At 70.0% G+C, this 18255-nt stretch carries 20 protein-coding genes; 9 read left to right on the top strand and 11 right to left on the bottom strand.

Annotated features, from left to right (window positions below):
* Window positions 1-63: 63 nt before the first annotated feature.
* The 4 genes from QOL69_RS12840 to tpiA form a co-directional block, all read right to left on the bottom strand.
* Window positions 64-384 (bottom strand): cupin domain-containing protein, encoded by a 321-nt coding sequence (locus QOL69_RS12840; protein WP_283403485.1) that lies wholly within the window; start codon window positions 382-384, stop codon window positions 64-66.
* Between the two features lie 78 nt (window positions 385-462).
* A complete protein-coding gene (gene dnaJ, locus QOL69_RS12835; protein ID WP_283403484.1) occupies window positions 463-1632 on the bottom strand; it encodes a molecular chaperone DnaJ in 1170 nt (389 codons plus the stop codon).
* Window positions 1633-1714: 82 nt separating this feature from the next.
* Window positions 1715-3628 (bottom strand): molecular chaperone DnaK, encoded by a 1914-nt coding sequence (dnaK, locus tag QOL69_RS12830; protein WP_283403483.1) that lies wholly within the window; start codon window positions 3626-3628, stop codon window positions 1715-1717.
* A 208-nt stretch (window positions 3629-3836) separates the two neighbouring features.
* The gene (gene tpiA / locus QOL69_RS12825) at window positions 3837-4481 is read right to left on the bottom strand and encodes a triose-phosphate isomerase (RefSeq protein ID WP_283403482.1); all 645 of its coding nucleotides are present in this window, start codon (window positions 4479-4481) and stop codon (window positions 3837-3839) included.
* A 166-nt stretch (window positions 4482-4647) separates the two neighbouring features.
* Between tpiA and QOL69_RS12820 the strand changes: the two genes are divergently transcribed.
* Entirely contained in the window at window positions 4648-5427 is a 780-nt protein-coding gene (locus tag QOL69_RS12820; RefSeq protein ID WP_283403481.1) for a DICT sensory domain-containing protein, read from the top strand.
* Window positions 5424-5834, top strand: coding sequence for a disulfide bond formation protein B (locus QOL69_RS12815; protein ID WP_283403480.1), 411 nt, complete (start codon window positions 5424-5426; stop codon window positions 5832-5834). Before QOL69_RS12820 ends, QOL69_RS12815 begins: the two co-directional genes overlap by 4 nt.
* Before the next feature lie 64 nt (window positions 5835-5898).
* Here the strand turns inward: QOL69_RS12815 and QOL69_RS12810 are convergent, their stop codons facing one another.
* Window positions 5899-6432 carry a multiprotein bridging factor aMBF1 gene (locus tag QOL69_RS12810; protein WP_283403479.1) on the bottom strand — a complete coding sequence of 178 codons (534 nt, stop codon included), beginning with the start codon at window positions 6430-6432 and terminating at the stop codon, window positions 5899-5901.
* 135 nt (window positions 6433-6567) lie between these two features.
* Between QOL69_RS12810 and aroA the strand changes: the two genes are divergently transcribed.
* The gene (gene aroA, locus QOL69_RS12805; protein ID WP_283403478.1) at window positions 6568-7947 is read left to right on the top strand and encodes a 3-phosphoshikimate 1-carboxyvinyltransferase; all 1380 of its coding nucleotides are present in this window, start codon (window positions 6568-6570) and stop codon (window positions 7945-7947) included.
* A 504-nt stretch (window positions 7948-8451) separates the two neighbouring features.
* The gene (locus QOL69_RS12800) at window positions 8452-9606 is read left to right on the top strand and encodes an ArsA family ATPase (RefSeq protein WP_283403477.1); all 1155 of its coding nucleotides are present in this window, start codon (window positions 8452-8454) and stop codon (window positions 9604-9606) included.
* 22 nt (window positions 9607-9628) lie between these two features.
* On the opposite strand, the gene QOL69_RS12795 is transcribed toward QOL69_RS12800, so the two are convergent.
* Both QOL69_RS12795 and QOL69_RS12790 read right to left on the bottom strand, forming a co-directional pair.
* Window positions 9629-10291, bottom strand: a complete 663-nt coding sequence (locus QOL69_RS12795; RefSeq protein WP_283403476.1) for a DUF2238 domain-containing protein — start codon at window positions 10289-10291, stop codon at window positions 9629-9631.
* Window positions 10288-10923, bottom strand: a complete 636-nt coding sequence (locus QOL69_RS12790; protein ID WP_283403475.1) for a hypothetical protein — start codon at window positions 10921-10923, stop codon at window positions 10288-10290. The genes QOL69_RS12795 and QOL69_RS12790 overlap by 4 nt, the downstream gene beginning before the upstream one ends.
* 172 nt (window positions 10924-11095) lie before the next feature.
* On the opposite strand from QOL69_RS12790, the gene QOL69_RS12785 reads away from it, so the two are divergent.
* The 5 genes from QOL69_RS12785 (at window position 11096) to QOL69_RS12765 (ending at window position 16049) form a co-directional block, all read left to right on the top strand.
* Window positions 11096-11893: a DUF2103 domain-containing protein gene (locus QOL69_RS12785; protein ID WP_283403474.1), complete on the top strand. Its 798-nt coding sequence runs from the start codon at window positions 11096-11098 to the stop codon at window positions 11891-11893.
* A gap of 144 nt (window positions 11894-12037) precedes the next feature.
* A complete protein-coding gene (locus tag QOL69_RS12780; protein ID WP_048077469.1) occupies window positions 12038-12736 on the top strand; it encodes a LysE family translocator in 699 nt (232 codons plus the stop codon).
* Between the two features lie 89 nt (window positions 12737-12825).
* Window positions 12826-13878, top strand: a complete 1053-nt coding sequence (locus tag QOL69_RS12775) for an NAD(P)-dependent glycerol-1-phosphate dehydrogenase (RefSeq protein WP_283403473.1) — start codon at window positions 12826-12828, stop codon at window positions 13876-13878.
* Window positions 13879-13951: 73 nt separating this feature from the next.
* Window positions 13952-14611, top strand: a complete 660-nt coding sequence (locus QOL69_RS12770) for a DUF420 domain-containing protein (protein WP_048077471.1) — start codon at window positions 13952-13954, stop codon at window positions 14609-14611.
* 115 nt (window positions 14612-14726) lie between these two features.
* Window positions 14727-16049: a M28 family peptidase gene (locus tag QOL69_RS12765; protein WP_283403472.1), complete on the top strand. Its 1323-nt coding sequence runs from the start codon at window positions 14727-14729 to the stop codon at window positions 16047-16049.
* Window positions 16050-16115: 66 nt separating this feature from the next.
* On the opposite strand, the gene QOL69_RS12760 is transcribed toward QOL69_RS12765, so the two are convergent.
* From QOL69_RS12760 to QOL69_RS12745, 4 genes are all read right to left on the bottom strand, one after another.
* A complete protein-coding gene (locus QOL69_RS12760) occupies window positions 16116-16559 on the bottom strand; it encodes a DUF7313 family protein (protein ID WP_048077473.1) in 444 nt (147 codons plus the stop codon).
* Window positions 16560-16657: 98 nt separating this feature from the next.
* Window positions 16658-17410: an NAD(+)/NADH kinase gene (locus QOL69_RS12755; protein WP_283403471.1), complete on the bottom strand. Its 753-nt coding sequence runs from the start codon at window positions 17408-17410 to the stop codon at window positions 16658-16660.
* 108 nt (window positions 17411-17518) lie between these two features.
* Window positions 17519-17797 carry a DUF7314 family protein gene (locus QOL69_RS12750; RefSeq protein WP_048077474.1) on the bottom strand — a complete coding sequence of 93 codons (279 nt, stop codon included), beginning with the start codon at window positions 17795-17797 and terminating at the stop codon, window positions 17519-17521.
* 4 nt (window positions 17798-17801) lie between these two features.
* Window positions 17802-18233 (bottom strand): DUF7315 family membrane protein, encoded by a 432-nt coding sequence (locus QOL69_RS12745; protein WP_048077475.1) that lies wholly within the window; start codon window positions 18231-18233, stop codon window positions 17802-17804.
* Between the last annotated feature and the right edge of the window lie 22 nt (window positions 18234-18255).

Below are 18255 nucleotides of genomic sequence, written 5' to 3'. Positions count from 1 at the left end.
TTAACGCTGCGGCGTCGGGCGATAGGTCGGGAGACCGAACCCGCGGGCCGCCGTCGCCGCGGGTCAGGGCGCGCCGGCGATGACCATCTTCGAGCCGTCCGCGGAGAAGGCCAGGTCGCGCGTGGACCCCGGGTCGACGCGCACCGCGTCGCCGGGACCGAGGTCGACGGGGTCGCCGTCGACCGTGAGCGTCGCCTCGCCGTGGAGCAGCACGTACACCTCCTCGTGGTCGGCGTCCGCGTGGTCGTGTTCCATCCCCTCCCACCCGTCGTCGGCCTCGACGACGGTGACGCCGAGGTTCTCGCAGTCGAGCGCGTCACGGAGGAAGTACATGCCGGGCGCGCGCGGTTCGACGTCGTCGTAGGCGGTCGTGTCGTAGCCCATGGTCGGACGGAGAGGGCCCACCGACGAAAAGATACGGGACGCGGAAGAGTCCCGGAGCCGACGATGCCGACGGGACCGTCAGAACGAGCTCTTCAGCTTCTCGAAGAAGCCGCCGCCGACGTCGATGTCCTCGCCGCCGGCCTCGGCGAACGCCTCCAGCGCCTCACGCTGGTCGTCGTTGAGCGACTCGGGGACGACGACCGCGACTTGGACGTAGAGGTCCCCCCGCCCGCGACGACGGAGCCGGGGCATCCCCTTCCCCTGAAGCCGGAACGTCTCGCCGCTCTGCGTGCCGGCGGGGACGTCCATTTCGACGGTGCCGTCGACCGTCTCAACCTCGACGGTGTCACCGAAGACGGCCTGCGGGAAGGAGACCGCTTCGTTGACGCGGAGGTCGTCGCCGTCGCGTTCGAACCGCTCGCCGACGTCGACATCGACCTCGATCAGCAGGTCGCCCTTCGGGCCGCCGTTCTCGCCGGGCGCGCCCTCGCGCTCCATGCGGAGGCTCTGTCCCGAGCGGATGCCCGCCGGGATCTCGACCGAGAGCGTCGCCTCCTCGCGGACGACGCCGTCGCCGCCGCAGTCGCCGCAGTCCTCGCTGTACAGTTCGCCCTCGCCCTCACAGCGGGGACACGTCGAAGTCTGCTGGACGCGCCCGAGCGGCGTCTGCTGGACCTGCTGGACCTGTCCGCGCCCGTTACACTGCGGACAGGTCTCCACGTCGGCGTCGGGCGGGTGGCCCGCGCCGTCGCAGGTGGCGCACTCGGTCGGCCGCGTGAGCGTGACCTCCTTCGTTGCGCCCTCGAACGCCTCTTCGAGGTCGATCGTCAGCCCGGTCTTGAGGTCGCGGCCCTGCCGCGGCCGGTTGCCGCCCCCGCCGCCACCCCGTCCGCGACCGCCACCGCCGCCGAAGAACTGATTGAAGATGTCCTCGAACCCGCCAGCGCCGCCGGCACCGCCGGCACCGCCGAAGGGACCGCCCGCGCCGCCGGGACCGCCGCCCCCGGTCGCGCCGCGCTTGTCGGCCTCGGTGAAGCGGTCGTGACCCATCTGGTCGTACTGCTGGCGCTTCTGGTCGTCGGTGAGCACCTCCTTGGCCTTCTGGATCTTCTTGAACCGCTCCTCGGCGTTCTCGTCGTCGCTGACGTCGGGGTGGTGTTCGGCGGCCTGCTTGCGGTACGCCTTCTTGATCTCCTCCTCGCTGGCGTCCCGCGACACGCCGAGGACGTCGTAGAAATCTTCGCTCATGCGTTTCGTTGGTTGAGTGGTGTTGATCGCCCGGTCGAGTTAAGCGGCGGGGTCGAGGCGTCGAAAATCGGATCGGGGGAAGCTACTCCTCGTCGTCGTCCACGTCTTCGAAGTCGGCGTCGACGTACTCCTCGTCGTCCGCGTCGGCATCGGGGCCCGCCGCGCCGCCGGGGCCGCCGGCACCGCCCATGCCGCCCATACCGCCGGGACCAGCGCCGCCAGCGCCGCCCGGACCGGCCTGCGCGGCCTGTCCCTCGTACATCTGCTTGCCGATCTCCTGAAGCTCCTCGGTGAGCGCCTCGGTGGCGGACTCGATCTCGTCGGTGTCGGCGTCCTCGTCTTCGAGCACGTCCTCGACGTCCTCGATGGCCGCCTCGATGTCCGCGACGAGCTCGTCGTCGTCGAGCTCCTCCTCGTTCTCTTCGAGGAGGGTCTCCGCGCGCTGGATCGTCGTCTCGGCCTCGTTCCGAGCCTCGATCCGCTCGCGGCGGGCCTCGTCCTCTTCCTTGTGCTTCTCGGCCTCCTCTTGCATCTCCTCGATCTCCTCGTCGGAGAGGCCGACGCCGCCCTCGATGGTGATCGACTCGGCGTTACCGGAGCCCTGATCCTCGGCCTCAACGTTGACGATGCCGTTCTCGTCGATGTTGAACGAGACCTCGATCTGGGGCGTTCCGGCGGGAGCCGGCGGGATGCCGGAGAGCTGGAACGCGCCGAGGAGCTCGTTCTCCTCGGCGATCTCGCGTTCGCCCTGGAAGACGCGGACGTTGACTGAGGTCTGGTTGTCCGCGGCCGTGGTGAACACCTTCGACTCCTCTGTCGGGATGGTGGTGTTCTTCTCGATGAGCCGCTCGAAGAGCCCGCCCTTCACCTCGATGCCGAGCGAGAGCGGCGTCACGTCCAGCAGGACGATGTCGTCGACGTCGCCGGAGAGCACGCCGCCCTGGACCGCCGCGCCGAGCGCGACCGCCTCGTCGGGGTTGACGTTCTTCTTCGGCTCCTGCCCGACCAGCTCCTCGACCTTCTCTTGAACCTGCGGCATCCGGGTGGAGCCACCGACGAGGATGACCTCGTCGATGTCCGACTTCGAGTAGCCGGCGTCCGAGAGCGCCTGTTCGGTCGGCTCGACGGTGCGCTCGATGAGGTCCGAGGTGAGGTTCTCGAACGTCGCGCGGGTGACGGAGTCTTCGAGGTGGACCGGACCGCTGTCGGTCGCGGTGATGAAGGGGAGGTTGACGGTCGTCTCCTTCTTGTTCGACAGCTCGATCTTCGCCTCCTCGGCGGCGTCCTTCAGGCGCTGGAGCGCCTGCCGGTCGTCGCGGAGGTCGATCCCGTGGTCGTTTTTGAACTCGTCGGCGAGGTGGTCGATGAGCGCCTCGTCCCAGTCGTCGCCGCCGAGGTCGTTGTCCCCGTTCGTGGCGACAACCTCGTAGACGCCGCCGCCGAGATCGAGGACCGACACGTCGAACGTGCCGCCGCCGAGATCGTACACGAGGACGGTCTGGTCGGACTCGTCGTCGAGGCCGTACGCCATGGACGCCGCGGTCGGCTCGTTGACGATGCGCTCGACCTCGAAGCCGGCGATCTCACCGGCGTCTTTTGTCGCCTGCCGCTGCTTGTCGTTGAAGTACGCGGGGACGGTGATGACCGCCTTCTCGACGTCGTCGCCCAGGTACTCCTCGGCGTCGCGTTTGATCTTCTGGAGGATCATCGCCGAGACCTGCTCGGGCGTGTACTCCTCGTCGCCGATCTCGACGGTGTAGCCGTCCTCGCCCATGTGCCGCTTGATCGACTGGATCGTGCGGTCGGGGTTCTGGACGGCCTGATTCTTCGCCGGCTTGCCGACGAGGCGCTCGTCGTCGTCAGCGAACGCGACGACCGAGGGCGTCGTCCGGTCGCCCTCGGCGTTCGCGATGATCTCCGGCTCGTCGCCTTCCATCACCGCGAACGCGGAGTTGGTGGTACCGAGGTCGATACCGAGAATTTTGTTGCTCGCCATCTTGGTCACAGATAGCGGCTTGTTTCGGTTAAAGGTTACTAGACGCCGCCATTTCGGCGGGAGAAGGATACCGCTGCCGTCGTGCGATTTCCCGATCGTGTGAGTCGCTCACATCGATGTCTTTATACAGATCCGCAAACGCAGCGGCGGCTCGACCTCGACCGTGACCGGGGATCGGGCGGGCTCCGGGTCCGCCCCCGACCCGACCTCAGATCCCGCTGACGAGGTCTTCGAGGACGGATTCCGGGTCGTCGGCCTTCGCGACGCCGGAGGCGAGCAGGACGCCGGCGGCCCCGAGGTCGCCGGCGGTGGCGACGTCCTCGCCGGTCGAGACGCCGGCCCCGCAGAACACGTCGACCGCGGGGTCGACGGCCTCGGCGGCCGCGACCGCGTCCTCGACGATCCCCGGGTCGGCGGTGGCGACGGAGACGTCGCCGCCGATGAGTTCGGGCGGCTCGACCGCGACCGCGTCGGGACCGAGCGCGGCGGCGGCACCGACCTGCGCCGGGTTGTTCGCGCAGACGATCGTCTCGAGGTCACCGCGCTCGGCCGCACGGACGGAGCCGTCGATATCCGCGAGCTTCAGGCGGTTCTCGGAGTGGTTGATGAGCGTCCCCTCCGCGCCGTTGTCGGCGACGGCCTCCGCGAGCGTCGACCCGGTGTGCGAGCCGTGCGCGTTCGGCGAGACGTGTTGCGCCCACGTCTCGACGCCGGTGTCGGCGACGCGAGCGATGTCGGCCGCCTGCGGCGAGACCGCGATCCGCGCGCCGGACGCCTCGGCGACGTCGCGGGCCGCGGTTGCTACCTCGATCGGATCGCACGGGTACGCCTTGAGGTTCACCAGAATGAACATACGCTTACTCGGGGGGCGCGGCGCAAATAGGTTCATGCTTTGCGGCGCTCCCTCGATGGACCGTCGAGAGTTTCGATGGACCGTCGAGAGCCTCGAAACCGAGGGCACTCTCGACCCGGGAGAGCAGAAACGACCTTATACCCCGCTGTTGTGGGTCCGACAAGAAATGTCTCTCATCGAGCTCATCGCGGGCGTGGAAGCTCACGAGGCCACGCTGACCGTGTTCAACGCCGATCCGGCGGTTACGGACGAGCTTCGGGAGTACTTCGCCGACCGCAACGTCCGGATCGTCGACGACCAGACGGCCTCCGGCCCGGAGGCGTTCGCCGTGTTAGCGCGGGACGGCGAGTTCGTCACGGCCGTGACCGTCGACGAGCTGCTACCGCGGCCGAGCGGGGACGAGGACGGAGAGGCGGGTGACGAAAGCGGCGAGCCGACGGGCGAGGGTGGGACGGCCGGCCGCGTCGGAAAGCCGGTGTTGGATCACCTCGACGAGACGATGTTCACCTCCTACTCCCGCGAGGACATGGTCGCCGCGTCACGAGAGATCGAGGACCGCGCGTGGCGGGTCGGCGACGGGGAACTCCACGCCGGGTTCCAGACGCTCGACGTGCTCACCGGCGAGGCGGACACCTACGCCCTGCTCGGCGAGAAGGAGCGGCTCGACGTCCACGCGTACGCCGCGAACGAGGGCGACGCGCCCGACGTGGATCACTACACCGTCCACGTCGGCGAGACCGCCGAGATACGGGAGACGTGGTTCGTCGCGTACGACGGCGGCGGGTACGACGAGGCGAAGTGCGCGCTGCTCGCCGAGGAGCGCGCCCCGGGCGAGTTCTACGGGTTCTGGAGCTACGACCCCGAGACGGTCGATTACATCATCGACTACCTGACCGAGCGCTACGGCGGATCGGAGCAGACGGACGACGGCGGCGCGACGGTGTGACGGGCCGGCGCTCGGCGGCGACCGCGTGGCTGTCGGCCGCGACGGCCGTCGCGACGGTCGCGACCGCGGGGAGCCTCTGGTTCAGCTTCGGGCTCGGGCTCACGCCCTGCGACCTCTGCTGGTACCAGCGGATCGCGATGTACCCGCTCGTCGTCGTCCTCGGCGTCGCGGCCGTCGAGGAGCGGCCGGCGGTCTCGCGGACCGCGCTGCCGCTCGTGGCGATCGGGCTGAGCCTCGCCGCGTACCACTCGTATCTTCAGGCGACGGTGGGGGAATGTACGGTCGGCGGTCCCTGCGCGACCGTACTGTGGCGGAGTCCGGTGTTCGGACTCACGATTCCGAACCTCTCGCTCGTCGCGTTCGGACTGCTCGCGGTCCTGCTGGTCGGAATCCGTCGACGCGTCTGAGAGAGAGAGAATCGAGAGAATCAGAGGGGACGCGGATAGTCCGGCCCGTTTGGCCCGACCGGTTTCAGTCCTTCCGCTTGACGACGTCGCCGAGGGTCATCGTCCCCGGGTCGTCGGTCTCCCAGTCGGCGTCGTCGGCCGACTGGCCCTCGACGAGCGAGACGTCGAGCGCGCGTTCGAGCTTGCGCTGGACCTCGTCGGTCGGGAGCGTGTCGCCGCGTTCGAGCTTGCGGATGAGGCTCGCCTTCTCGTTGAGCTGGTCCGCCAGCTCCTCCTGACTCAGCCCGCGCGACTCTCGCGCGTCACGGATCACCTCGTCGTAGTCGGTCGCGATCTCGTCCATGTCGTCGAACATGTCGCGGGGGCGCGTCGAGCCGCCCGAGGAGCCGGAGCCGGAGGAGCCGGACGACCCGGACGACGAGGACGACTTCCCGGTGCTGGAGCTGGTGGAGTACTTGCCGCCGCCGGAGCTCGTCGACTCGTCGCGGACCTCGGTCCCGAAGTCCGTACACGAGCTACAAAGCTCTAGTTCGGCACCCTCGACCTTCGTCGTCGTCAGCGAGGCCTCCTCGGTGCCGCACATCTCACACTGGGGCATACGCGACGCTAACGCTCCCGGTGGTATAAAGGGTGTGCCGCGAGGCCGCGTCGACCCAGTTGGGATTTCGACGCCGGCCGGTCGCAATCGTGCCGCGGTCGGTACCGACTTGTCGCCGCGGGCGGCAGGGGACGTATGGATGTCCACGTCACGCGCTCGGAGCTCCGAGGGACCGCCCGCGCGCCGCCGTCGAAGAGCTACACTCACCGCGCGCTGCTCGCGGCCGGCTACAGCGAGGGCGCGACCGTCGAGTCGCCGCTGATCTCCGCGGACACGCGGGCCACGGCGCGCGCCGTGAGCGCGTTCGGCGGGTCGGTCGCGCCGGCGGGGGAGGCAGACGGAAAGGAGGGCGACGGGGTACTCGACCTCGACGACGCCGACGCGCTCGCTGTCGAGGGGTTCGGCGGCCGCCCCGGCGTCCCCGACGACGTGATCGACTGCGCGAACTCGGGGACGACGATGCGGCTCGTCACCGCCGCGGCCGCGCTCGCGGACGGCACCACCGTCCTCACCGGCGACGGCTCGCTCCGCTCCCGACCGCAGGGGCCCCTCCTCGACGCGCTCGCCGACCTCGGCGTGCGCGCGGAGTCGACCCGCGGAAACGGGCGGGCCCCGCTCGTCGTCGCCGGCCCCCTCGCGGGCGGCGAGGTCGCGATCCCGGGCGACGTCTCCTCGCAGTACGTCACCGCCCTGCTCATGGCCGGGGCCGTCACCGACGAGGGGATCGAGGTCGACCTCACGACGGCGCTGAAGTCGGCCCCGTACGTCGACATCACGCTCGAACTGCTCGCCGACTTCGGCGTCGAGGCGATCCCGCTCGACGAGGCGGGCGACCCCCTCGACAGCGCCGCGGGTGCCGCCGGCTTCTCGATCCCGGGCGGGCAGACGTACGATCCGGCGGGCGGCAGCTACGCTGTCCCCGGCGACTTCTCCTCGATATCGTACCTGCTCGGGGCGGGAGCCGTGGCGGCCGCGCCCGGCGAGACGGTCCGGATCGAGGGCGCGCGACCGAGCGCGCAGGGCGACGCCGCGATCGTCGAGATCGTCGAGGAGATGGGCGCGGCCGTCGACTGGGACCGCGAGGCGGGCGAGATCGCGGTCGAGCGCGCCGCCCTCTCCGGCGTCACCGTCGACGTGGGCGACACGCCGGACCTCCTCCCGACGATCGCCGCGCTCGGCGCGGTCGCCGACGGCGACACGCGCATCGAGAACTGCGAACACGTCCGCTACAAGGAGACCGACCGGGTGTCCGCGATGGCCGAGGAACTGGGCGAACTCGGCGCGGAGACGACCGAGGAGGAGGACGTCCTCACGGTCCACGGCTCCGAGAGCGATCTCCGCGGGGCGACCGTCGACGGCCGGGCCGACCACCGGATCGTGATGGCGCTCGCGGTCGCCGCGCTCGCCGCCGACGGGACCACGACGATCCGCGGTGCCGAACACGTCGACATCTCGTTCCCCGGCTTCTTCGACGCGGTGACCGATCTCGGGATGGACGTGGAACGCGACGACTGAGCCGACCACCTGCCGTGGCGCGCGCCTGCGAGCGGCCGCCACCGGCGGCCGCGAGTAGGGAGAGACCTCCGGTCTCTCCGATAGCCGGCGGCTTCGCCGCCGGCGACAGCGTCGCGCGAGGGAGTCGCTGGCTCCCGGAGCGAAGCGGAGGGTGCCAGCGACGAGGCTGGGGAGGCGTGAGGTGCGGTGCTGCGCGGTGCGGGGCGGGACTCGAAGGGGCAGGCGCGAGGCGGGCAGAGGCGAAGTAAGCACCGCAACGAGGGAGCGAGTGAAACGAGCGACTGAGTGAGGAGCGCAGCGAGCGTCTGTCCGCCTCACGGCTGGGGCTTCGGTGGTCGTGTCGCCGGTAACGATCGTCTTGTATCGAGCGGCTAGGGCTTCGGCGGTCGTGTCACCGAGAGGGTTCCCAGACCCCCCGAAGGCGACTACCGAAACGCAATCTCGACTCGATCTCGATTCGTATAGACCGACGGGTACAGGTGCCCGCCGTGACGACACGCGGGTATGGACGACATCGACGTCGAGCCGGTTGACCGCGTCGACGAGGCGGACGACTCCGTCGACGCCCCCGAGACAGCGGACAGCGACACGGCGGTCGTCAGCGAAGCGGTCGCCGACCTCCCCGCGGGCGTCGACGCGCCGGACTACGTGCTGTACGGCGGGAAAGGCGGCGTCGGGAAGACGACGATGGCGGCCGCGACGGGGCTCGCCTCGGCTGCCGGGGGCGTCCGCACGCTCGTCGTCTCCACCGACCCCGCGCACTCGCTCTCGGACACCTACGAGACCGAGATCCCCGCCGAGCCGGCGCAGATATGCGAGGACATGCCGCTGTACGCGGCCGAGATCGACCCCGACGCCGCGGTCGATGAGGGGATGTTCGGTGCCGACGCTGACCCCCTCGGCGGACTCGGCGAGATGGGCGATGCGATGGGCGGGATGGGCGGTGACGCCGAGGCCCCGGGCGACGAAGGCGGCCTCGGCGACCTCCTCGGCGGGACGATGCCCGGTGCGGACGAGGCCGCGGCGATGCGCCAGCTCCTCGAATATCTCGACGACCCGCGGTTCGACCGCGTCGTCGTCGACACCGCGCCGACCGGGCACACCCTCCGGCTGCTCCAACTACCGGAGATCATGGACTCGATGCTCGGTCGCGTGATGAAGCTCCGCCAGCGCTTCTCCGGGATGATGGACGGGATCAAGGGGATGTTCGGCGGGGGCGACGACGACCCCGACCCCTCTGCGGACCTCGAAGCGCTGCGCGAGCGCATCGAGCGACTGCGCGCCGTCCTCCGGGACCCGGCGAAGACCGACTTCCGCGTCGTGATGATCCCCGAGGAGATGAGCGTCGTCGAGTCCGAGCGGCTCGTCGCGCGCCTCGACGAGTTCGGCATTCCGGTGAACACGCTGGTCGTCAACCGCGTGATGGAGGGCGTCGGCGACGTGACCGGCGGGGGTGCGACCGGAATCGACCCCGACTGGGTGGTCGAGCCGAACCCCGACAGCTGCGAGTTCTGTGCGCGTCGGTGGGACGTCCAGCAGAACGCGCTCCGGGAGGCGACCGACCTGTTCCGCGGCCGCGACGTGAAGCGGGTCCCGCTGCTCGCGAACGAGGTGCGCGGCGAGGCGGCGCTGCGGGTCGTCGCCGCCTGTCTGAGCTGAACTACTTCCCGGGGTAGCGTCGCTACTTCCCCGAGTTGGCGTCGGAGAACAGCCCCTCCCGAACGTCGTCCGCGACGCCGGCGAGGTGCGCCTGTCCGAAGACCGCGACGAGCAGCGCGCCTATCGAGTTGTACGTCAGGTCGCCCACCGTGTCGTCGAGCCCGTGCTGGGCGAGCGGCATGTCGATCCCGGTCTCGTCGGCGACGATGTCGAGCCCGAACTCGAACAGCTCCCAGAAGACGCCGAATCCGAGCACCACCACGAAGATGAAGACGAACGCGAAGCGGGCGGGGATCCTGATCTCGTCGCTGTGGAGGTCGACGGCGCGGATTGCGGTGTAGCCCGCGCCCGCGACGAGCGACGCGGACAGCGCGTGCGTGAGGTGATCCCACCAGCCGATCTGCGCGTAGAACCACGCCGACCCGAGCGTGTGGAGGAACACCGCGGCCGTGATCCACACGCCGAGCCACGGGTCGAGCGGGATGTCGTAGTTCCGTTCGAGCATCGCCGGGATGAACGTGACGAGCAGGCCTATCGTCCCGTTGGTGACCGCCTTCGTCCCGCCGCCGGGCAGGCCGTATCTGCTTCCGAACAGCCCGTAGACGATGATCCCGACGAGAACGACCTGCATGACTCTGGTGAGCCGCCGCTGCGTTCGCATCGAAGGGCGCGGCAGGATCCTCATCGGCGCACCACCCGCCGGATCGCGCGACGGAGGCGGCGGCCGCGGCGTCTGAAGTACGCGTCGAAGAGGATCCCCGCGGCGAGTCCGGCCAGCGTCACGTAGATCCACTCGATCATCAGCGCCTCGTTGGTCGTCAGGTAGGCGGTGTCGAGCAGCCGGTCGGCGTTCCACCGCAGGATCGTCCACGCGCCGGCCGTCGCCAGCGTCGTCAGCGTGACGAGCGCGACCGCGAACCAGTGGGTGACCTGAAGCAACGTGAACATGTGGAACTCGACGATTATGACGAGCGCTAAGGCGGCGATGGCGAGGTACGTCGCGAAGACGCCGAGTTCGCCGCCGAGCAGCGCGCGCACGAGCGTCGGCAGCAGCGCGAGCCCGAGCAGTTCGGCCGGGAGCAACACCTTCCAGTCCCGCGCCGAGACGGCGGGGGCCACGACGACCGCGACGAGGCCGACGACGAACACGAGCGACAGCAGGTCGGCGTCGAGAATGCTCTCGACGAACACCCCGACGAGCACCGCGACCATCGCCCACGCGGCGATCGCGTTGGTGCGGCCGCCGCGGACCAGCCGGGCCAGCCGGTCCTCGACGGTCTCTTCGTCCGGGTTTCTGTCGGGCCGCGAGTCGTTCATACCGCGTTTCGACGCCGGGGACACTAATATGGGTTGCTCCCTGCGGTCGCGGCGGATGCCCTCTCCGCGACGAACCTACGGACGCCCTCTCTCCGCGACGAACCCGCGGACGTCCTCGTTCCGCGACGCCCACAACGGACGCCCTTTTATCTCGCACGCCCCTCGGTCCGCTATGAACTGCCGGCGGTGTGGCACCCCGATCGAGAAGCCGGGGGACTACTGTCTGACCTGCAACACCGCCAACGCCGACGCGGTCGTCGCCGAGTTCGAGAGCGACCGCGCGCACCTGACGATACTCGACGAGGACGCGGTCGTCGGCCAGACGACGGTCACCACGCGCCCGGAAGAGGGCGAGCGGCTGAGCGAGGTCCAGCTCCGGAACTTCGCCGGCCGCGTCGCCGACGAGATCCGACGGAAGCGCCCCGAGACCGTCTACGCAGCCGGCGAGCGTGCGCCGCTCCGCGAGACGCGCGCGCAGCTCCACCACGAGTTCTACCGCGTCCCAGACGGCGGTTCGAGCGGCCGACGCGGCGAATCGACCGCGAACGGCACGCGCGACGGCGGCGCTCGGGAAGACGTGAGTCCGGTCGTCGCGTGGGTCCTCGACCGCAGGGGCGACCGGTCGCTGGCGGTGGTCGAGACGCCGCCGCGGGAGAAAATCGGCGGGTCCCACTCGACGCTCATCGGCGACCGCAAGGGCCGGAAGGCCGTCCAGACCGTCGCGGAACACCCGCACGTCAAGAAGATCGTTCCCGGCCCCATCGACGCCGGCGGCACCGGGTCGCGGACGGGGCTCCGAGCGAAGGCGACGCGCGCGGGGACCAACGGAAACGTCCGGCTCCTCTTACGGGACGGCTCCAGCGTCCAAGAGAACCGGATCGTCACCACGGCGATGGACCGCGAGACCGGCGAGCGGGTCCGCGAGGACCTCAACGAGGCGCTCCGCGACGCCGAGCTTCAGGACGCGTAGTCGGAACGTCCCCCCGCTCGGGCCGATCGCCGTGTCCACATCCGTCCGTCGATGCGGCGATCTCGGGCGTACGGCCCGGAACCCACCGCTATCGACCGCCTCTCTGTCGCGGGGTTTTTCACAAAACCGGGCGTTTCGAGCGGTGTGAGTAGCTTCGTCACGCTCGGCGCGGGCGTCGTCTTCGGACTGGCGCTCGCGGCCCCGCCCGGCCCGATGAACGCGGTGATCGCCGAGGAGTCGGTCCTCCGGGGTCGGCTCGCCGGGGTCAGGGCCGGTCTCGGAGCCGCGACGGCCGACGCGATCTTCTTCGTTCTCGCGTACGTCGGCGTCGTCGCGGTCGTGGAGTCGTTCCCGCTGTTACAGGGCTTCATGGTCGCGGTCGGCGGCGTCTTGATGCTGTACTTCGCCGTCGATGCGGCGCGGGGCGCGCGAGCGTCGTTCCGCCCGACCGAGAGCGAGGAGCCGGTCGTCGCGGAGGGGAAGGGGTTCCGCAAGGCGCTGGTGCTCGCCCTGACGAACCCGTACCAGGTGCTGTTCTGGCTGACCATCGGCGTCGGACTCCTCCAGCCCGGCGAGCTCGACGTCCTCGCCCGGCTCCCCGTCGTCGGCGCTGACCTCGCCGGGACGTTCGTCGTCGCCACCGGATCGCCCGCGCTCATCGTCGGCTTCTTCCTCGGCGTGTTGCTCTGGGTCACCGGGTTCCCGACCGGACTCGTCGCCGCGGAGCGCCGGATCGAGACGTTCGCGCCGGTCGTCGCCGTCGGCTCCGCCGTCGTGCTCGCCGGCTTCGGCGTCTACTTCCTCTACGACGCGGCGACGACGCTCTCGGCGCTGGCCGCCTGAGTTGAACGCGAGAGGCCGAGTCGGCCGACATCCGGGTTCCCCCGACCGACATGGACAACGGCTTTGCCCCGTCGGCGCGACCGACCCGTATGTTCGAGAAGACGACGTGGATCAAGCTCCCGCGGAACGTCCTCGTGGGACACGACGTCCTCGACGACCTCGGAGAGGCGGTCGGCGACCTCTACCTCACGGGACGGCCGCTGATCGTGACCAGCCCGACGCCGAACGAGATCGCCGGCGACCGCGTCCGGGCACAGTTCGACGACCCCGCGACAGCCGTCGTCGAGGAGGCCTCCTTCGCGGCCGTCGAGGAGCTGAAAGAGACCGCGGAGGCGGTCGACCCCGGCTACCTGATAGCGCTGGGCGGCGGGAAGCCGATCGACATCGCGAAGATGGCCGCCGACCACCTCGACGTCGGCTTCGTCTCCGTCCCGACGGTCGCCTCCCACGACGGGATCGTCTCCGGTCGGTCGTCGATCCCCGAGGGCGACACGCGCCACTCGGTCGCCGCCGACCCGCCGCTCGCCGTCGTCGCGGACACGACGCTGATCGCGGACGCGCCGTGGCGGCTCACCACCGCGGGCTGTGCGGACATCATCTCCAACTACACCGCCGTGAAGGACTGGCGGCTCGCCCGTCGCCTGCGAAACGTCGAGTACAGCGAGTACGCGGGCGCGCTCTCGGAGATGACCGCGGAGCTGCTCGTCGAGAACGCCGACATGATCCGGCCGGGGTTAGAGGAGTCGGCGTGGGTGGTCGTGAAGGCGCTCGTCTCCTCGGGCGTCGCGATGTCCATCGCCGGCTCCTCGCGGCCCGCCTCCGGCGCGGAACACCTCATCTCCCACCAGCTCGACCGCATCGCGCCCGGGAAGGCGCTCCACGGCCACCAGGTCGGCGTCGCGTCGATCATGACCGAGTACCTCCACAGCGGCGAGAACGGCCGGTGGAACGCCATCCGCGACGCGCTCGCCGAACTCGACGCCCCGACGACGGCGGGCGAACTCGGGATCGACGACGCGGAGCTGATCGCCGCCCTGACGAGCGCCCACGAGATCCGCGACCGCTACACGATCCTGCAAGGTGGGATCAACGAGGAGGCCGCGATCGAGGTCGCGACCGCGACCGGCGTCATCGACGACTGAGTTCTGACTGCCCGGTTCCGGCGACGGGGACCGGCCTCGAAAGGCCAATAACGCTCCCGAGAGTACGTCAGGTATGTCCACCGCCAGCGTCCGCGACAGGGCCGCGGAACACCCCACCGCGATAACCGTCCTCCTCACGATCGTCGGCTACGGGGCCGTCGGTGGCGTGTTCCTCGTCCCCGAGTTCCAAGCGCTGTTCCCGACGCTCACGCAGGGGACCGTCGACCTCCTCGCGCACGCCATCGCCGCCGTCAACACCGTCACCGTACTCTCCCTCTCGCTCGGGTGGTACTGGATCCGCAACGACGAGGTGAAGAAACACGCCGCGGCGATGACGACGTCGTTCGTCCTCATCCTCCTCTTCCTCGCGATGTACCTCCCGAAGGTCGCGGGCGGCGGCACCAAGGAGTTCGTGCTGGACTCGACGTACGCGTGGGTCCCGCTGTGGGACTGGGTGTACCCGGCGTACTTGGTCATGCTCGCGATCCACATCGTCCTCTCCGTGGTTTCGGTGCCCGTCGTCCTCTACGCCATCGTCCTCGGACTCACCCACACGGAGCAGGAACTGCGCACCGAGACGCCGCACCGCCGCGTCGGTCGGATCGCCGCGAGCGCGTGGATCCTCTCGCTCGCGCTCGGCGTCGTCACCTACCTCCTCTTGAACCACCTGTACGACTCGACGTTCGCGGCCGCCGAGGCCGCGACGGTCCTCCTGCCGGCCGTTCCGGTCTGACGGCCGGGGGATTCCGGTCTGACGACACGGGGATTCTCCTCGCGCTCCGCGGGGCGGTCCCGGTCGCCCCCGCCGACACCGCAACGTTTGACCCGCGGCCGCGACACTTCCACCCATGACCGACTGGATCGGCGAGACGTTCACGAGCGACGCGGGCTGGAACCACCTCCTCGACTTGGTCGACGTCGGCACCCGAATGGCCGGCTCGGCGGGCGAGCGCGAGGCGCTGGAGCTGACGCGCGACGCGTTCGCCGACGCCGGCGCGCGGAACGCGGCGATAGAGGAGTTCGAGATCCAAGGCTGGGAGCGCGGCGACAGCGCGGTCCGGGACGCCGCGACGGGCGAGCCGCTCGCGGTCGGGCCGAACGCCTGTATCGCGCTGCCGCGAAGCCCGAGCGGCGAGGCGACGGGCGAGTTCGTCGACCTCGCTCACGGCGTCCCCGCGGACTTCGAGGCCGACCTCGACGGCAAGGTCGTGATGGTCTCGTCGGACACCCCCGACTCCGTCGACCGGTTCATCCACCGCCGCGAGAAGTACTACCGCGCCGTCGACGCGGGCGCGGCCGCCTTCGTCTTCGCCAACCACGTCGAGGGGACGCTCCCGCCGACCGGGAGCGTGGGGACCGCGGACGCGCCCGTCGGCGATATCCCCGCCGTCGGCGTCTCGAAGGAAGCGGGCGCGCGGCTCGGGCGGCGGAACGAGGGCGACGAACTGACCGTCGCGGTCGACTGCGAGACGCCCGCGGCGACGAGCGGGAACGCCGTCGCCGAGCTCGGTCCCGACACCGACGAACACCTGATCGTCTCCTCGCACGTCGACGCCCACGACCTCGCGGAGGGCGCGATGGACAACGGCGCGGGCACGGCGACGATAGTCGAGGTCGCGCGGGCGCTCGCGGCCCGGGAAGACGAACTCGACGTGCGGGTGCGGTTCGCCGCGTTCGGCTCCGAGGAGGTCGGACTGGTCGGCTCGTCGGTGGCCGCCGAAGCCGCCGACCGGGAGGCGGTCCGCGCCGTCGTCAACGTCGACAGCAACGTGTTCGGCCGGACCTTACGCGTCGACCACCACGACTTCGACGCGCTCGCGGACGCCGCCGAGCGGGTGAGCGACCGCTTCGATCACCCGATATCGACGGGCGAGGAGATGGTCCCGCACAGCGACCACTGGCCGTTCGTGAAGCGCGGGATCCCGGGGTACATGATCTCCGGCGAGACCGAGGGCCGCGGCCGCGGGTGGGGACACACGCACGCCGACACGCTCGACAAACTGGAGTCGCGGAACCTCAGAGAGCAGGCGATCCTCCTGACCGAACTCGTCGTCGACCTCGCCGACGCCGACGTGTCGATCCCGCGCCGCGACACCGACACCGTCGCCGCGGCACTCGAAGATGAAGGGAAGGCGACCGGGATGAAGCTCACCGGCGACTGGACGTTTTAGCGAACGCGGAGCGGAAGAGGGCGAGTCGGGAAGGCGGGGAGCCGACGGGGTCGAACGCCGACCTCGTCAGGCGACGACGAACTGGTTCCAGATCCCTTCGATGACGAAGAAGAGCGCGTAGTACGACGACCACACCAGCACGACGAGCGAGGCGGCGATCGAGCTTTTCGGTGCCTCTATCTCCATGTCATTGCGCGCCTCGACGTTCCGGGCCTCCAGTTCGAAGAAGTCTGCGATGAACATCGCGAGCACGAGCACCGACAGGATCGTCCCGCTGACCGGGGAATCGAGGATGAACAGGAAACACAGCAGGACGAGTCCGACGTTGGTGAACACGTGGGGGTTGTACGCCTCCACGCTGTCGGCGTCTTGGCCCTGTTCGACGTGCCGCCTGTGTGCGAGGTGCCGGGTCGCGAGGTTCGCGACGGTCATCACGAAGATCGCGTACGGCAGCACCGGCCCGACGGCCGACAGCCAGCCGAGGGGAACGAGGAACTGCAGTGGGTCCATATCCATCACTTCCGTTCACGACGTATTAGAGTGTTTCCGATCGGCGCGCCCGTGAGGCGGATGTGTCGTCGCGAGCAGGGACCGGACCGCGTCGGCGCTCAGCCGCTCTCGACCGTCGGCGAGAGGAGATCGACGGTCGTCGCGGTCTCGACCCGAACCGTCCGGTGCGGCTCGACGGTCCCGCGGCGCGTCCCGTCGACGACCAGCGCGACCGGCTCCTCCTCGCGCTCGACGGTGACGCGGACGCCGTCCGTCACGACCCACGTGTCGGGGCGCGTAGTGAACGGTGCGACGGGGACGACGGCGAGTCCGCCCCCCGGCGACACCACCGGGCCGCCGGCCGCGGCCGCGTACCCGTCGCTGCCGAGCGGTGTGGCGACCACGGCTCCGTCCGCGCGCACCGAGACCGACTCGCCGTCGAGGAACGCGATCTCGTACTCCGAGATCCGGGCGGGCGTCGCCGTCACGAACGCGACGTTCGCCGCCGCGAAATGACGCCGACCGTCCCCCGCGCCGTCGACCGCGAGGACCGGATGGGCGACGCACGCGAATCCGTCGAGCGACGCCTCGGATCCGCCGAGACCGGCGACGACGGCGTCGAGACGGTCGACCGCGAGGTCCGCGTCGACGGCGTAGCGGCCGTCCCCGACCGGGAGGATCGGAACCGAGCGCGCGTCCGCGCTCGCGACCGCGCGCGCAGCGTCCCACAGCGCGGCGTCTCCGACGGCGACGATCGCATCGCTCTCGGCGGGGTCGACGAGACGTGCGCCCGTTGCGGTCGCCGCCGACCGCATCGCCGCTGCCGGCTCGCCGTCGCCGAGAACCGCGAGGCGGCGCGTCGGCTCACTCATGCGCGAGGGTGGGGCGAGCGGAGGTGAAAAGCTCCCGGTTCATCGGCGGTCACCGGGCCCCGGGTGGAACTCCCGAGGAAGAGAGCAGCAGGACGAGGGGGCGTGCGTTCAGTTCGCGGCCGCGTCGTCGTCGCTGAGGGAGTCTCGGAGCTGCCGGCTGGCCGGGATCAGCACCCAGAACGTCAGTGCCCCGAGAATCATCAACCAGAAGAACATGTCGCCCGCGAGCAGTCCGACCTCGCCGTACGCCGTGTTCACGCCTTCCGCCGGGTTCACGAGCTGAACCACCTCGTAGTACGACGGGGTCCGGTACCAGCCGCCGAAGGTGATCCACCCGAGACCGCCGATCGTGAACAGGGCGAAGCCCTTCATGAACTCGTCTGCCATTATCTCACGTTTCGTTGGAGTCGTCTTGAGACTTTCCCATCCCCTGTCCGCGGAACCGGGTTCCGAGGACGTACACGGCGGTTCCGAGGACGATGAACCCGACGCCGGTGATCGCCAGTATCGCCACAAGTACGTCCTCCGGCGGCAGGATGCCGGCGTTGTCGAGCAGGTAGACGATGGTCGTCCGGATGAAGCTGATCTGAAGCGTCGCGGCGTCGATGAGGGTGAACCCGACGAAGTAGGTCACCACCGCGGCGAGCGTCGAGAAGACGGTCACCGCCTTGTACAGCCTGAACGGGACGACGACCTCGCGGCCGCTCGGTCCCTGCTGCGGACCGGTCGGTTCGTTGCGCGGGTCGGCGTCGTCGTCCCGGGCGATCGGGTCGCCGGTCTCGTCGAACGCCTGCGAGGAGTCGTCGTCTGATGCGGATGACATTGGTGACACGGAGCGTCGGAAC

The organism is Halorubrum sp. DM2 (assembly GCF_901686465.1).
Taxonomy (GTDB): domain Archaea; phylum Halobacteriota; class Halobacteria; order Halobacteriales; family Haloferacaceae; genus Halorubrum.
Note: the sequence above shows the minus strand (reverse complement) of the source record. Positions and strands in the feature narration are given on the sequence as shown.

Bases quoted from the DNA above. Each gene is read 5' to 3' on its own strand.
- QOL69_RS12760 (WP_048077473.1), bottom strand. From the start codon at position 16,559: ATGGACCCACTGCAGTTCCTCGTTCCCCTCGGCTGGCTGTCGGCCGTC.
- QOL69_RS12775 (WP_283403473.1), top strand. From the start codon at position 12,826: ATGTTCGAGAAGACGACGTGGATCAAGCTCCCGCGGAACGTCCTCGTG.
- QOL69_RS12810 (WP_283403479.1), bottom strand. From the start codon at position 6,432: ATGCCCCAGTGTGAGATGTGCGGCACCGAGGAGGCCTCGCTGACGACG.
- QOL69_RS12765 (WP_283403472.1), top strand. From the start codon at position 14,727: ATGACCGACTGGATCGGCGAGACGTTCACGAGCGACGCGGGCTGGAAC.
- dnaJ (WP_283403484.1), bottom strand. From the start codon at position 1,632: ATGAGCGAAGATTTCTACGACGTCCTCGGCGTGTCGCGGGACGCCAGC.
- QOL69_RS12790 (WP_283403475.1), bottom strand. From the start codon at position 10,923: ATGAACGACTCGCGGCCCGACAGAAACCCGGACGAAGAGACCGTCGAG.
- QOL69_RS12750 (WP_048077474.1), bottom strand. From the start codon at position 17,797: ATGGCAGACGAGTTCATGAAGGGCTTCGCCCTGTTCACGATCGGCGGT.
- QOL69_RS12745 (WP_048077475.1), bottom strand. From the start codon at position 18,233: ATGTCATCCGCATCAGACGACGACTCCTCGCAGGCGTTCGACGAGACC.
- QOL69_RS12785 (WP_283403474.1), top strand. From the start codon at position 11,096: ATGAACTGCCGGCGGTGTGGCACCCCGATCGAGAAGCCGGGGGACTAC.
- QOL69_RS12770 (WP_048077471.1), top strand. From the start codon at position 13,952: ATGTCCACCGCCAGCGTCCGCGACAGGGCCGCGGAACACCCCACCGCG.
- QOL69_RS12755 (WP_283403471.1), bottom strand. From the start codon at position 17,410: ATGAGTGAGCCGACGCGCCGCCTCGCGGTTCTCGGCGACGGCGAGCCG.
- QOL69_RS12795 (WP_283403476.1), bottom strand. From the start codon at position 10,291: ATGAGGATCCTGCCGCGCCCTTCGATGCGAACGCAGCGGCGGCTCACC.
- aroA (WP_283403478.1), top strand. From the start codon at position 6,568: ATGGATGTCCACGTCACGCGCTCGGAGCTCCGAGGGACCGCCCGCGCG.
- QOL69_RS12820 (WP_283403481.1), top strand. From the start codon at position 4,648: ATGTCTCTCATCGAGCTCATCGCGGGCGTGGAAGCTCACGAGGCCACG.
- dnaK (WP_283403483.1), bottom strand. From the start codon at position 3,628: ATGGCGAGCAACAAAATTCTCGGTATCGACCTCGGTACCACCAACTCC.
- QOL69_RS12840 (WP_283403485.1), bottom strand. From the start codon at position 384: ATGGGCTACGACACGACCGCCTACGACGACGTCGAACCGCGCGCGCCC.
- QOL69_RS12800 (WP_283403477.1), top strand. From the start codon at position 8,452: ATGGACGACATCGACGTCGAGCCGGTTGACCGCGTCGACGAGGCGGAC.
- tpiA (WP_283403482.1), bottom strand. From the start codon at position 4,481: ATGTTCATTCTGGTGAACCTCAAGGCGTACCCGTGCGATCCGATCGAG.